This window comes from Novosphingobium sp. AAP93, from assembly GCF_001296055.1.
GTDB lineage: Bacteria > Pseudomonadota > Alphaproteobacteria > Sphingomonadales > Sphingomonadaceae > Novosphingobium.
On record NZ_LJHZ01000100.1, the window covers coordinates 62755 to 76211 of the forward strand.

At 66.2% G+C, this 13457-nt stretch carries 12 protein-coding genes; 11 read left to right on the forward strand and 1 reads right to left on the reverse strand.

From position 1 onward, the window contains the following. Nucleotides 1-22: 22 nt before the first annotated feature. From IP83_RS15310 to IP83_RS15360, 11 genes are read left to right on the forward strand one after another with little or no spacing between them, the layout of a single operon-like run. Nucleotides 23-562, forward strand: coding sequence for a thiamine pyrophosphate-binding protein (locus IP83_RS15310; RefSeq protein WP_054123100.1), 540 nt, complete (start codon nt 23-25; stop codon nt 560-562). Beyond that, nucleotides 556-1140: a thiamine pyrophosphate-dependent enzyme gene (locus IP83_RS15315; protein ID WP_054123101.1), complete on the forward strand. Its 585-nt coding sequence runs from the start codon at nt 556-558 to the stop codon at nt 1138-1140. The genes IP83_RS15310 and IP83_RS15315 overlap by 7 nt, the downstream gene beginning before the upstream one ends. After that, a complete protein-coding gene (locus IP83_RS15320; RefSeq protein WP_054123102.1) occupies nt 1137-2600 on the forward strand; it encodes an aldehyde dehydrogenase in 1464 nt (487 codons plus the stop codon). The genes IP83_RS15315 and IP83_RS15320 overlap by 4 nt, the downstream gene beginning before the upstream one ends. A gap of 9 nt (nt 2601-2609) precedes the next feature. After that, nucleotides 2610-3770, forward strand: coding sequence for an FAD-binding oxidoreductase (locus IP83_RS15325; RefSeq protein ID WP_054123103.1), 1161 nt, complete (start codon nt 2610-2612; stop codon nt 3768-3770). Nucleotides 3771-3784: 14 nt separating this feature from the next. Continuing rightward, nucleotides 3785-4570, forward strand: a complete 786-nt coding sequence (locus IP83_RS15330; protein WP_054123104.1) for an SDR family NAD(P)-dependent oxidoreductase — start codon at nt 3785-3787, stop codon at nt 4568-4570. Between the two features lie 22 nt (nt 4571-4592). Further along, on the forward strand, nt 4593-5030 hold the full coding sequence (locus tag IP83_RS15335; protein WP_197274397.1) for a VOC family protein: 438 nt from the start codon (nt 4593-4595) through the stop codon (nt 5028-5030). After that, nucleotides 5023-5799, forward strand: a complete 777-nt coding sequence (locus tag IP83_RS15340) for a LamB/YcsF family protein (RefSeq protein ID WP_054123106.1) — start codon at nt 5023-5025, stop codon at nt 5797-5799. Before IP83_RS15335 ends, IP83_RS15340 begins: the two co-directional genes overlap by 8 nt. Then, nucleotides 5799-6452, forward strand: a complete 654-nt coding sequence (locus tag IP83_RS15345) for an allophanate hydrolase subunit 1 (RefSeq protein ID WP_197274398.1) — start codon at nt 5799-5801, stop codon at nt 6450-6452. The genes IP83_RS15340 and IP83_RS15345 overlap by 1 nt, the downstream gene beginning before the upstream one ends. Before the next feature lie 3 nt (nt 6453-6455). Further along, the gene (locus IP83_RS15350) at nt 6456-7442 is read left to right on the forward strand and encodes a biotin-dependent carboxyltransferase family protein (RefSeq protein ID WP_054123107.1); all 987 of its coding nucleotides are present in this window, start codon (nt 6456-6458) and stop codon (nt 7440-7442) included. A 58-nt stretch (nt 7443-7500) separates the two neighbouring features. Then, on the forward strand, nt 7501-8388 hold the full coding sequence (locus IP83_RS15355; RefSeq protein WP_054123108.1) for a LysR family transcriptional regulator: 888 nt from the start codon (nt 7501-7503) through the stop codon (nt 8386-8388). A 1-nt stretch (nt 8389) separates the two neighbouring features. Further along, the gene (locus IP83_RS15360; protein WP_054123109.1) at nt 8390-9739 is read left to right on the forward strand and encodes an MFS transporter; all 1350 of its coding nucleotides are present in this window, start codon (nt 8390-8392) and stop codon (nt 9737-9739) included. An 81-nt stretch (nt 9740-9820) separates the two neighbouring features. Here the strand turns inward: IP83_RS15360 and IP83_RS15365 are convergent. Further along, the coding region (locus IP83_RS15365) for a cadherin-like domain-containing protein (RefSeq protein ID WP_156309760.1) at nt 9821-13457 on the reverse strand (3637 nt) is incomplete at its 5' end.

The following is a 13457-nucleotide window of genomic DNA, read 5'->3' on the forward strand; positions in this document are numbered from 1 at the left end:
CCGAGACTGTATTTTCTCCCGCATGACCGATACCGAGCTTCTCGAAAAGACCACCGCAAAGGCATGGCCCGACCGCCTCTATGCCCAGTTGCGCGCGGGCGGCGTGACGCACACCAGCTACGTCCCTGATGCCGGCCATGCCCGCCTGATCGACCTCTTGCGCTCTGATAGCGAAGTAACGGCAACCGTTCTCACCACCGAGGAAGAAGGCGTGGCATTGGCCGCCGGTGCCTGGCTCGGCGGTGCGCGCAGCGTGATCCTCATGCAGTCGAGCGGCGTCGGCAATTGCATCAACATGCTTTCGCTGCCGGTGATCGCGCGCTTCCCGCTGCTCATGCTGGTAACGATGCGCGGCGAATGGGGCGAATTCAATCCGTGGCAAGTGCCGATGGGCCAGGCGACCGAAGACGCGCTGCGTTCAATCGGCGTGCGCGTGTTCCGCGCCGAGACCGCCGAGGAACTGCTCGCCATCGTGCCCGCCGCCCTCGTCGAAGCCTTCGATGCCGATCAGCAGATCGCCATCCTGATCGGCCAGCGCGTGATGGGAGAGAAGAAGTGGTGAGTCCGCTCGACCGGCGCGCCGTGGTCGCCGAACTGCTGAGGGATCGCGGCGACCTTCTTGTCGTCACCGGCCTCGGCTCTGCCAGCTACGACGTTCATGCGGCGGGAGATGATCCCCGCAATTACTACCTCTGGGGCGCGATGGGCAGCGCCGCACTTGTCGGCTTGGGTCTGGCGCAAGTGCAGCCGGACCGCCGCGTGCTGGTTATCACCGGCGATGGCGAGCAGCTGATGGGCCTCGGCGGCCTCGCCACGATTGCCATCGCGCGGCCCGAAAACCTCTCCATCGTGGTGATCGACAACGGCCACTTCGGCGAGACGGGCATGCAGACCAGCCACACCGGCTTCGGCCTGCGCCTTCATGAAGTCGCCTCGGCCTGCGGCTTCCCGCGTGTCGATCATGCGGAGACAATGGACGATGTCGCGCGCTTGCGCGATCTCCTCCACGCCCCACAGACCGGCCCACACCTCGCCGTCGTCAGCGTGAAGGCGGAGAACCTCCCCCGCTCGCTCCCCCCGCGCGATGCGATCCACATCAAGAACCGCTTCCGCGCTACACTCGGCTTCGCCACCGCATGAGCGCGCTGCCGATCTTCCGCAACACTGTCGGCGGGCGAGAGGTCGAAGCGCCTGCCCTGCTCGAGAGCATCGATCCCTACACGACCAAGCCCTGGGCGCAGATCCCCGATGATGGTGCGGAGCAGGTCGACGCGGCCGTCACCGCCGCCAAGCATGCCTTCCAAAGCGGCGAGTGGCCCGCTCTCACCCCTTCCGCACGCGGCCGCCTGCTCTACCGCCTCGCCGATCTGATCGCCGAGCACGCCGACCGCCTCGCCGCGATCGAGACGCGCGACAACGGCAAGCTCATCGTCGAAACCCGCGCGCAGCTTCGCTACTTGCCCGAATGGTTCCGCTATTTCGGCGGCCTTGCCGACAAGATCGAGGGCCGCGTCCTGCCCATCGACAAGCCGGGCATGGTCGCCTGGACCCGGCGCGAACCCATCGGTGTGATAGCCGCGATCCTGCCATGGAACTCGCCGCTGCAGCTCCTCGCGTGGAAGCTCGCGCCGCTGCTCGCCGCAGGCAATACTGCGGTGATCAAGCCCTCCGAACACGCCAGCGCCTCGACGCTGGAATTCGTGAAGCTGTTTGCCGAAGCAGGCTTCCCGGCAGGCGTCGTCAACACCGTTACGGGCTTTGCAGACCGCGCCGGCACCCGGCTGGTATCGCACCCCGATGTCGCCAAGATCGCCTTCACCGGCGGCGAGGCAGGCGGCATCGCGGTCTACCATGCCGCTGCCGAGGGCCTGAAGCGCGTGACACTCGAACTCGGCGGCAAGTCGGCACAGATCGTCTTTGCCGATGCAGATCTTGATGCGGCGGCAAACGGCGTGGTCGCGGGCATCTTTGCCGCCTCGGGCCAGACTTGCGTGGCAGGCTCGCGCCTCCTTGTCGAACGCACGGTTCACGATGCCTTTGTCGCCAAGCTGGTCGAGCTCGCCGGCCCCGCGCGCCTCGGCGATCCTGCCGATGAGGCCACCCAGATCGGCCCCATCACCACCGCCGCCCAGCACCGCCGCGTGCTCGACCATATCGCCCACGCCCGGCAGGATGGCGCCACAGCAGCCATGGGCGGCGAGGCGGATCAAGGCTGGTTCGTCCGCCCCACGATCCTGACCGGCGTCAGCAACGCCATGCGCATCGCGCGCGAGGAAGTGTTCGGCCCGGTCCTCGCCGTGATCCCCTTCGACGATGAAGCGGAAGCCTTCGCGCTCGCGAACGACACATCCTACGGGCTCGCCGCCGGACTCTGGACCGGCGACACCGCGCGCGTGTTCCGCGGCGCCGAAGCGCTGCAGGCGGGCACGCTCTGGATCAACACCTACCGCGCGGTCAGCTACCTGGCCCCCTTCGGCGGGTACAAGCGCAGCGGCATCGGGCGCGAGAACGGGCAGGAAGCCATCGACGCCTATCTCCAGACCAAGACGGTGTGGATCGACCCCATGGCGCGCGTCGCCAACCCCTTCGCCATCCGCTAGAGCGACCCCATGACCTCCCCACGCATCGTCATCATCGGCGGCGGCATCATCGGCAGCCTCACCGCGCGCGCGCTGTGCCGGGAAGGCCTGACCGATGTCACCGTGATCGAGCGCGATCCGACCTACCAGTTCTCCTCCACCGCGCTTTCCGCCGCCTCGATCCGCACCCAGTTCGGCTGTCCGGTCAATGTCGAATTGAGCCTTTATGGTGCGCAGTTCCTCAAAGGCGTGAAGGCGGAGTTGGGCGAGGATGCCGAAATCGGTTTCGTCGAAGGCGGTTACCTGATCCTCGGCGACGAAGCGACCGCCCCCGCCCGCCGCGCTGCGCTCGCCATGCAGCGCGGACTCGGCGCGGATATCGCCGACTACGACAGCGATGGCACCGCCGCCGCTTTCCCGTGGCTCGCTACCGACGACATCGCCATCGCCACCCATGGCCGCGCCAACGAAGGCTGGTTCGATGCCTGGGGCCTCCTCCAAGCCGCCCGCCGCGCCGCCATCGCCAGTGGCGCCCGCTACCTTCAGGCCGAGGTGGATGGCTTCACCACCGACGGCGCCCGCGTGACGGGCGTCCGCGCAGGAGGCTCGGTCTACCCCGCAGACTGGGTGGTAAACGCGGCCGGCCCCGCATCGGGCGCCGTCACCCGCCTCCTCGGCATCGACTTCCCCGTCCGCCCGCGCAAACGCACCGTATTCCACTTCAAGGCCCCGCTCGAAGGCGCCGGCATGCCGATGCTGTTCGACACGTCCGGCGCGTGGATGCGCCCCGAAGGCGATGGCTTCATCGGCGGCATCCAGCCCGACGAGGCGAACGATCCCGACGCGAATGGCGATTTCGAGCCCGATCATGCGCTGTTCGAAGACCGTCTCTGGCCGCTCCTCGCCGCCCGCGTCCCCGCGCTGGAACAGCTGCGGCTGGTCCGCGCCTGGGCCGGGCACTACGAAATGTGCCTGTTCGATCACAACGGCGTGATCGGCCCCCATCCCGAACTCGCCAACCTCGTCTTCGCCACCGGCTTTTCCGGCCACGGCGTGATGCATGCCCCCGGCACCGCGCGCGGCGTTGCGGAATGGATTGCACATGCCGCCTATCGCACTATCGACCTGACACCGCTCGGCTTCGACCGGATCGCCGCGAACCGTCCGATGCCCGAGAGCGCCATCTACTGACAGGATCAGACCCCATGCGTTTCAAGGGCAAGACCGCCATCGTCACCGGCGCCGCACGCGGCATCGGCCTCGCCTGCGCACGCCGCTTTGCCGAGGAAGGCGCGGCGGTCGTGCTCTCCGATATCGACGAGGACGGCCTCGCAGCATCGGTCGCGGAGCTCAGCGCAGAAGGTTTCGACGTCCACGCCATCCGCGCCGATGTCAGCGTGATCGCCGATATAGACAGCCTCGTCGCACAGACGGTCGAACGCTTCGGCCACCTCGACATCATGCTCAACAACGCCGGGATCGCGATCACCAAGGACTTTATGACCGTGACGCCGGAAGACTACGACCGCGTCCTCGGCATCAACTTGCGCGGCGCGTTCTTCGGCACTCAGGCCGCGGCCCGCGTGATGATCGCAGCAAAGCGCGGCGGAGTGATCCTCAACATGTCGTCGATCAATTCGCGCATGGCGAACCCCTCGGTCGCGACCTATGCCATCTCCAAGGGCGGGCTCAACCAGGTGACGGGCACTGCCGCCGTCGCGCTTGCCCCGCATGGCATCCGCGTCTGCGGCATTGGCCCGGGCACGATCGCCACGCCGATGCTCAGCATGGGCTTCCTCACCAACGAGGAGCAGCGCCGCATGATCCTCTCGCGCACCCCTGCAGGGCGCCTCGGCGAAGCGAGCGAAGTCGCCGCCGTCGCCGCCTTCCTCGCCAGCGACGATGCCTCCTACATGACCGGGCAGACCGTCTATCCGGACGGCGGGCGGATGATCCTCAACTATGTAGTGCCGGTGGCCGAAGATGCCTGATCCCCAAAGATCTCAACCAACTTTGTTCCGCCGCCTCCACCACGTCTGCATCGTGGTGCACGATATCGCCGCTGCCGAGGCCTACTATGCCTCGGTCGGCATAGGGCCTTGGCACGATTACCCGCCGCTCGACCAGTATACCCAGCTCCACGTGCCCAGCCGCGAAGGCTTCATGGGCATGAAGTACCGCTATGCGGACATCGACAACATACAGATCCAGCTCTGCCAGCCGCCCTTGGGCGATTGCCCGCAGCGCCGCTTTCTGGACGAAAAGGGCGAAGGCGTGTTCCACCTGGGCTTCGAAGTGCCTGATCTTGCCGCCGCCGAACAGCAGGCCGCCGCCACCGGTACGCTCCCCCTCATGCGCGGAAGGCGAGACAACGGCAGCGGCTTCACCTATTTCGATACGGCCCATGCCGCCGGCGTGGTCCTCGAAGTCCGGAAAAGCGCTTATGTCTGATCTCTCCGCCCGCACCATCGATCTCAATTCGGACCTTGGCGAAGGCTATGGTCCTTGGGTGATGGGCGATGACAAGGCGATGCTCGATATCGTCACCAGCGCCAACATCGCCTGCGGCGGCCACGCCAGCGATCCCGAGACGATGTTCCGCACGCTGACCTGGGCCAAGGAGCGCAAGATCACCGTCGGCGCGCATCCCAGCTATCCCGACAAGGAAGGCTTCGGCCGCCGCCGCCTGCCCTATCCGCCCGCCGAAGTGGAGCGCTTCGTCGCCGCGCAAGTGGGGGCGCTCATCGCGATCGCCGCGCTCGCGGGCACACGCGTGTCCTACCTCAAGCCCCATGGCGCACTCGGCAATGTCGCGACCGAAGATCGCGCCGTCGCTGAAGCCATCGTACGGGCTACGCGCGCGATCGACAGCAAGCTCGCCATCCTCGCCATTTCAGGCACCGTGCTCGAGCACGTCGCCCGCGATGCCGGTGTTCGCGTGTTCAGCGAGATCTACGCCGACCGCGGCTATACCCCCGCCGGCAACCTCGTCCCCCGCAGCCAGCCCGGCGCGATGATCGACGACTACGGCGCCGCGGCGGCACGACTGCTCAGCTGGCTGGAGACGGGTCTGATGCCCACCGTCGGCGGCGATCCGGTCCGCCTCGCGGGCCATTCGATCTGCGTGCACGGCGATGATCCCCATGCCGTCGTCATGGCCCGCGCCATCCGCGTCGCGCTTGCCGGACGCGGGGTAACGATCGCGCCCTTCCTCGGCTGATGGCCCCGGCGCCCACCGTCCGGCCGATGGGCGAGACGGCCATTCTGATCGACTTTGGCGGCGATATCAGCACCGAAACCAATGAACGCGTCGTCGCGCTCGACCGGGCGCTCGCAGCGCAGCCGCCGGAAGGCATGGTGGAGACTGTCCCGGCCTATGTCGCGCTGATGATCGTTTTCGATCCACTGGTGACGGACGGCGAACAGATCGCGGCGCACGCCCTCGCCCTCCTCGAGGCCGCCGCAAACGTCCCCCGCACGCCGCGCGAACATATCGTCCCCGTAAGCTATGACCCCGCCTCGGCTCCCGATCTCCAAGCAGTCGCACAGGCGACGGGCCTGACGCCTGACCAGGTCATCCACCAGCACCTTTCCGGCGAATACCGCGTGTTCATGTACGGCTTCGGTCCCGGCTATGCGTATATGGGCGGCGTCCCGGCTCCGCTGCAACTGCCGCGCAAGCCCCGGGCCGAGCGCGGCCACCCCGTCGGCAGCGTGATCATTGCCGGGCCGCAGTGCCTGATCACCACCCTGCCGATGCCGACCGGGTGGTGGGTCATCGGCCATACCGATGCAGTGATCCTCGATCCCGCGCGAAAGCGGCCATTCCTCTTCGATCCGGGCGACGTGATCCGCTTCGAGCGCGCCGACTGAGCCATGCAGGCCCGTATCATCTTCGAGGCCGCCGGGCCACTGACCACGATCCAGGATTCCGGCCGCACCGGCGTCATGCGCTACGGCGTCCCACCCTCCGGCCCGGTCGACCGGCTGGCTTTCGCCGCAGCGATGGCGGTCACGGGGATGCCGGATGGCTGGGCCTTCGAACTCTCGCATGGCGGCTGCACCATTGCCTGCCATGAAGGCGAAATCGGCTTCGCGCTTTGCGGCGGCGGGTTCCTTGCCGATATCGACGGCGATGAAGCCAGAGCTTGGCGGCAGGACACGCTGCGCGCAGGCCAGCGCCTGCGCATCCGCGCCGGGCCCGGAAACTGGACCTACCTCGCCTTCGCCGGGAGCCACGCCGCGCCGCGCTGGCTTGGCAGCAGCGCAACCCATGCCTCCTCTGGCCTCGGCGGCAGTGCGATCACAGCCGGCGCCGCCTTCGATTTCACCGCAACCCGCCCGCTCGAACCCCGCGCGCTGCCGCCGCCACCTGCGCTGCAGGGTTCCATCGCGGTCGTGCTCGGCCCGCAGGATCGTCACTTCCCGCCCGACGCCATCGCGAACCTTGCAACAGGCAGCTTCACCGCCTCCGCACGCTTTGATCGCATGGGCCGCGTGCTTGGCGGACCGCCGCTCAAGCCCACCTCGATCTCGATGCCCAGCGAACCGGCGCTGCGCGGCTGCCTGCAGGCCGATGGCGAGGGCGGCCTCACCGTGCTTCTGGCAGACCACCAGACAACAAGCGGCTATCCCAAGATCGCAACGGTCATCGGCAGCAATGTAGACCGCGTGGCCCAGTTGCCATCCGGCGAGCCAATCCGGTTCGAAGTGATCGACCCCCGGGAAGCTCTAGATGGCAGCCGCAATGCAGAAGCCTTGAACAAAGCCTGGCTTCATGACCTGTCCCGTTCCGGGCTGCTCGAAGAACGACTGTGGTTGAACAATCTTGTCGATGGCTTCATTGATGCAAAACTGTCCTGAGTTCGGACCGAGCCTTAAAAGGAATCGACTCCTGCGCTGGCATCTATAGCAAGACTGCATGGATCTCAGACAGCTCCGGACATTTCGCGCGGTCGCCGAACTCGGCAGCCTGAGCCGAGCCGCCGACAAGCTGCGCATCGCCCAGCCAGCGCTCAGCCGACAGATCCGCCTGCTCGAACACGAACTGCGCACCCCGCTGTTCATCCGCCATGGCCGCGGCATGGTGCTCACCGAAGCCGGGCGCATCCTGCTCGATCGTACCGCCGGTCTGGTCCACCGGCTTGAACAGGCCCGCGCCGACGTGCTCGCCTGTTCGGGCCAGCCAAGCGGCCGCGTCATCATCGGCATGGTGCCCACGGTCGGGGGCACGCTTGCCGCACGCCTTGTCCAGCGCGTGGTCGAGCAATTGCCGGGCGTCGAGCTGCGCCTCGTCGAAGCCTACGGCAGCTACCTCACCGAATGGCTCTACAAGGGTGAGATCGACCTCGCCGTCGTCTACGGCCCCCAGCAGAACGTCCACTTGCGCACCACCGCGCTGCGGCAGGACGAGCTCCACGTCGTCAGCGCCCCCGGCGGCTGGCTCGATGGCCTCGCGGACGTCACCCTCGAGCAGCTCGAGGGCCAGCCGCTGGTGCTGCCAAGCGCGCCCCATGCGCTGCGCATCCTCATCGAAAAGGCCTTCGCCGAAGCCGATGTTCCGCTTGCAGTGCGGGTCGAGGCGGACTCCTTCCAGCCTCTCATCGAAGTCGCCATGAGCGGCGTCGGCAGCACTTTCCTGCCGCACTATGCCGTCGCACGCCTGATCGAGCGTGGCCTGCTGGTCTCGGCGCGGATCAAGCCGGCGCTGCTGCGCGAGATCGTGCTGGCGCTTCCGGCAAAGCATCTCGAGTTTTCCGCTTCCCGCGCGGTGGCGGACATCATCCAGCAGATCGTCGCGGAGATCTGACATGAACGGAGTGCCCAGTACGCCCGAAGGTGGACCAGACCTCCCTCGTATCGCGGTCGACCGGCTGATCGATCGGGGGCACTGGAACGGCTACCAGAAACGTGTGCTGGCAATCTGCACCGCCGCCGTCCTGCTGGACGGGATGGACAACCAGATCCTCGGCTTTGCGATGCCCGCGCTGATGGCCGAATGGCATCTCCCGCGCGAGAGCTTTGTGCCGGTGGTGGTGGGCGGTCTCCTCATCATGTCGCTCGGCAGCGGCCTTGGCGGCTGGCTGGGGGACCGCGCCGGGCGGCGGCCCGCACTTATCAGCGCTGTGGGCGTGTTCGGGCTGACCACGGCAGCCTCCGTGCTGGCCGACAACCTGCCGATGCTCGCGTTCTGCCGCTTCATCTCCACCCTGGCGCTGGGCGCGGCCTTGCCCAATGCGACGGCGCTGGTTTCCGAGTTTTCCCCGGCGAGCAGGCGCAATCTGGCAGTTTCACTCACCATGATGTCCGTCGTGCTTGGCGGCCTTGTCGGCGGTGCACTCTCCGCATGGTTGCTGCCCACCTATGGCTGGCGCATGCTGTTCGGCAGCGCTGGTATTCTCACATTGGTCGTGACCGCCGCGATGATGGCGCTGCTTCCGGAATCGCCACGATTTCTGGTGCACCGGCCTCGCCGCCGCCGCGAGCTTGACCGCATGCTGCGTGCCGCGGGCTTCGATCTGCCGCCGCGCTATCACCTCGAACTGCCAACCGCTCTCGCTGTCGTCGGGGGCGGCATGTCGCTGTTCCGGCCGCCGCTGCTGATCGATACGCTCGCGCTTTCGGCGGCGTTCCTGTTCGGCCTCTTGGGCAATTATCTCGTGTTCAACTGGGGCCCGACCATGCTGACGGCGGTCGGCTATGACCTTGCCGTCTCGTCACTGGGCCTCGGCGCGTTCAATCTGGGCGGTATCGTCGGCGCACTGATCGGCTCGCTGCTGATGGACCGCCTCGGCCCGCGTGTGCCGATCCTTGTCATGGCAGCAGCGGGCACGGCATGCGCCTTGTGGGCAGGGCAACTGCTTTCCGGCGGCCTGCATCCGACTGCGCTGGTCGTCGCGGGATTTGCCGCAACAGGCGTGTTCATGTCCGGACTGCAGGTCATGCTCTTTTCGCTGGCCGTCAGCGCATTCCCCGCCTCGATCCGGGCGCAGGGCATTGGCGTGTCGCTCTCGATCGGCCGGATCGGCGCTGTTGCAGGGTCGGGTATGGGCGCGATGATCGTCGCAGCCGGGATTGGTCCGTTTTTCGCGGTGGTCGGCTTTTCGTGCTTTGCGATCGGCCTCGCGGTCCTGGCAGTCCGCGCCAAGGCAGGTCGCTGATTTGGTGTCGTCCCCGGCGCCGGGCATGCGCCGGGGACGACAGGAGGACGTGACGCAAGCGCCCGCGCCCTCCTGCGACGATCAGATCCAGAGATCGAAAGCCGCACCAGGCCCCGCCGGCACCGCGATCGGCAGATTGGCGCTTTCTGCAATCACGAGGTCGTCGAAGCCGAAGTTGTCCGCGGTCTTGGGGTCGCCATCGTCGACCGAGAAGGTCAGCAGCCGCGCATCGTGCAGCGTCGGATCGAAATCGACGTGGATGTTCCGGCCGAGGATGCCCAGCTTGACTGTCTGTGTGCCGATCAGGTGCGTCCCCGCGGTATCGTCGTAAGCCTTGATCGTGAGCGTCTGGTAGTCGCGCCAGCCCGATGCGAAGTTAGCGGAGATCGGCGTGAAGGGCGTCTCGCGCGAGAGGCTGGCAGGCGTGCCCGCGGCGCTTTCTCGGGCGATGGTCGATTCCCCGCCAACCCCTTCAAGGTTGATGAAGCTTTGCGTCCCGCTCGTCGGGCTGTAGCCGATCGGACCCGAATAGGTATTGTTGTTGATCGCCACATGGTCCCACTGGAACCCGTGGTAGCCATCGACCACCTCGCGCGAAGCCTCGGTAAAGACCGCAAAGTCATCCGCATTGAGCGTGAAGCGGTGCGTGGCGGCATCGAACCCGCCACCCAGTTGCCGCAGCACATCCACTGTCTTGTCGGCAAACTTGATGAACTCGATATCGCGCAGTGTCTCGACATCGCCGGTCTTGCTGTCGGTCAGGCGATAGGCGGTCGCCTCGATCTTCTCGACCTTGTAGTCCACAAATTGGCCCGAAAGCACAGCAAGGTCCGTGCCCTTGCCGCCTTCTAGGCTGTCGCTGCCCTTGCCCCCGATCAGGATGTCGTCCCCTGCACCGCCGAGCAGCGTATCGTTGCCCTTGCCGCCCGCCAGCGTGTCGTTGCCGCCAAGGCCCACCAGCGTATCGCCCGAGTCACTGCCAAACAGCGTGTCCGCCCCGGCACTGCCTTCGTGGTAGATATCGTGTCCGGTCACATAAGCCGAGACGCCGATGCTCGGATGATCCGCATCGGTATCGAGCAGGGTCGCGACCGCCTTGCCGTCCTTGACTTCGACCACGTAGATCGACCCCGCCTGCCGCGCGAGCAGGTCCACTTGCCCGATCCCCTTGATGCCGGCGGTGGAGAGATCGACCGTCACCGTGCGGTCCTTGGCATCGGCCGCCCACACGCTCACCAGCAGCTTGTCGCCCGCGCCATTGGTGCGCGCCAACGCGTGGACCGGTTGGTTCACCCGGTCGACTTCCACGCCCTTGTCGAAAACCCGCAAGTCATAGTCGGGATAGATCTTGGCGCCCGCCGGCAGGTCATTCTGCCAGTATTGCTTGTAGGGCCCGGCCACGAGGTGGCCATCGAGGATAAAGTCGTCCAGCCAGCTGAACGCAGCGTGGACCTGGCTCAGCGTGGTGATCTGGTTGAGCCCGTCGGGCGTATTCGCAGTGTCAACGTCACCGCTGCCGCGCCGCGATTGCTCGAGGTTGTAGGAGCCCGAATTCGCTGCCGTCGCACCGGTAAGGTACATGATCTTGAGGAAGCCGGTGAAGCTTTCGTATTGCTCCTTGGTCGCGACTTCATCCCACCAGCCGGAAGCAACAAAGTTATAGGCGGTTTTCTTGCCGAGGTCGATCTGCTCGGCAACGGCATTAAGCAGCTTGCGGACGATGTTCGATTCGCCTGTCCAGCCGGAATTGTTGCTGATGAAATAGGATTCCCCGACCGGGATGGTGCTGAAGGTGTCGGCCGTCTTGGCGTAGTCGAAACCCCAGCCATAATATCCACCATAGCGCCCGCGGTCCTGCGAGCCGCTGTTGATGTAGTAGATGAACTCATCAAGCCCCGGCACCGCCGCCAGCACCGAATCCTTCACTGCTCCGTGAATGCGGACGGCCTGATCGGTCGCGTACTGGTATAGGTCCCAATGCTCCCAGGGCACATCGACCGCGCTGGCATCGATGTTGGCTATGTAGTTCGTAGTCAGCTGCGCTTGGATCGCCGGATTGTTGATCCAGCTGAGGTAGGCAAAATTGATCGGTGCAGGCCCCCATTCGCCTTGGTCGATCACATAGTCGACCTTGCTGCCCAGCTTGTGCAACTCGGTGTCAATGGCCTTGATCTTGCCCGCCCAGTAATCGGTGATCAATTTCCAGCTGTCATCCGAAATCAGGTTGTTCCACGTCCACTTGCCATTCGGCTTGCCGTCGGCACCCAAAGCCGGAACGAACTGCTGCTGTCCCGCTGCCTCGACCGCCGCATCCGCCGGTACGAACTTCCCGTCGCGCCACGTCCCGATATCGCGATTGAGGTAGACGCGGATCTTGGCATCCGGGTTCTGGTTGAGTTCGTTAAGGAACGCATACCAAGCCCCGTCAGGCTTACCCGCAAGGATATTCGGCCCAAGCCGCGAATCCGTCTCCAGCGCGTAGCCCCATGCATCTGCCAACGCGACGCGGCCGTCGGTCCCGGCGTCATAATACCCGAACGTCGTCAGCGCATCGAGCTTGGTGTCGGGATTGAACAGCGGGCGGATCACGTGGTCGGAGCGCAGGTATTCGCCCGCGCTGAGGATCTCCGCCGGCAGGTTTGCCCGCCCGTCCGCCGCCGGGGTCACCGCGACATCCACTTTCGCGCTGGCCGTCGCGCCCGAGGGATCGGCCACCGTCAGCGTGAAGCTGCCCGGATTGCCGCTGCCTGGCGTGAACATCACGCTGCCATCGGGGCCGATGCTCACCGTGCCCCCGCTCGCGTCCTTCACGCCGACGATCTTGAGCGCATCGCCATCGACATCCTTCGCGGCCGCGAGCAAGTCCGCCGCCGTGTAGATCGCGGTCGAGCCTTGCTTCGCCGCCACCGACTGCCCGGCCAGCACCGGCGCGTCGTTCACCGCGGTGATGTCGACCACCGCCTTGGTCGTGGCGGTCAGCCCAGCGCCGTCCGAGACCGTCACCGTAAAGCCGCCCGCGCCCTTGCCGTTGAGGTCCGCCGCGGGGTTGAACTGCACCGAGCCGTCCGCGCCCAGCACCGCCGTGCCGCCCTTGGCATCGGTGACCGCGACGATCTTGAGCGGCGAGCCAGTGGGCGACTTCCACCCCGCGAGCAGGTCCGCCGCGGTGAAGCTGCGCGGTGCGTCCTCATTGATCACCGCCTTGGGATCGGGCCCGGTGAGCGAGCCGATCAGGTCGATCTTGTGGAACACCGTGCTCGTCGCGCCCTGCGCATCGCGCACCTTGATCGTGAAGCCCGCCACATCGTCGCCCGTCAGCCCCGCCTTGGGCACGAAGCGGATCGTGCCATCTGCGAGGAGCCGCACGCTGCCGCCCACAGCATTGGTCACCCCCACGACCTTGAACGCATCGCCCTCGATGTCGTAGGCGCCCTGCAGCACCTCGGCCTGGCTGAACACCTTCGCCGTGCCCGGCGCCAGCACGAAGTTCTGCGCCGCCAGCACCGGCGCATCGTTGACCGCGGCAATGTTGATCAGCGCCGTCGCCGTCGCGGTCTTCCCCGTCGCATCGGTGATCGTGTAGGTGATGCTCGCCGCGCCCGTACCATTGAGGTTCGCATCGGCACGGAAGATCCAGCCGCCCTTGCCGTCGTCGATCAGGCGCCCGCCCGTCACCTTGTCGATCGATGCAATCTTGAGCGCGGTCTTCTCCGGATCG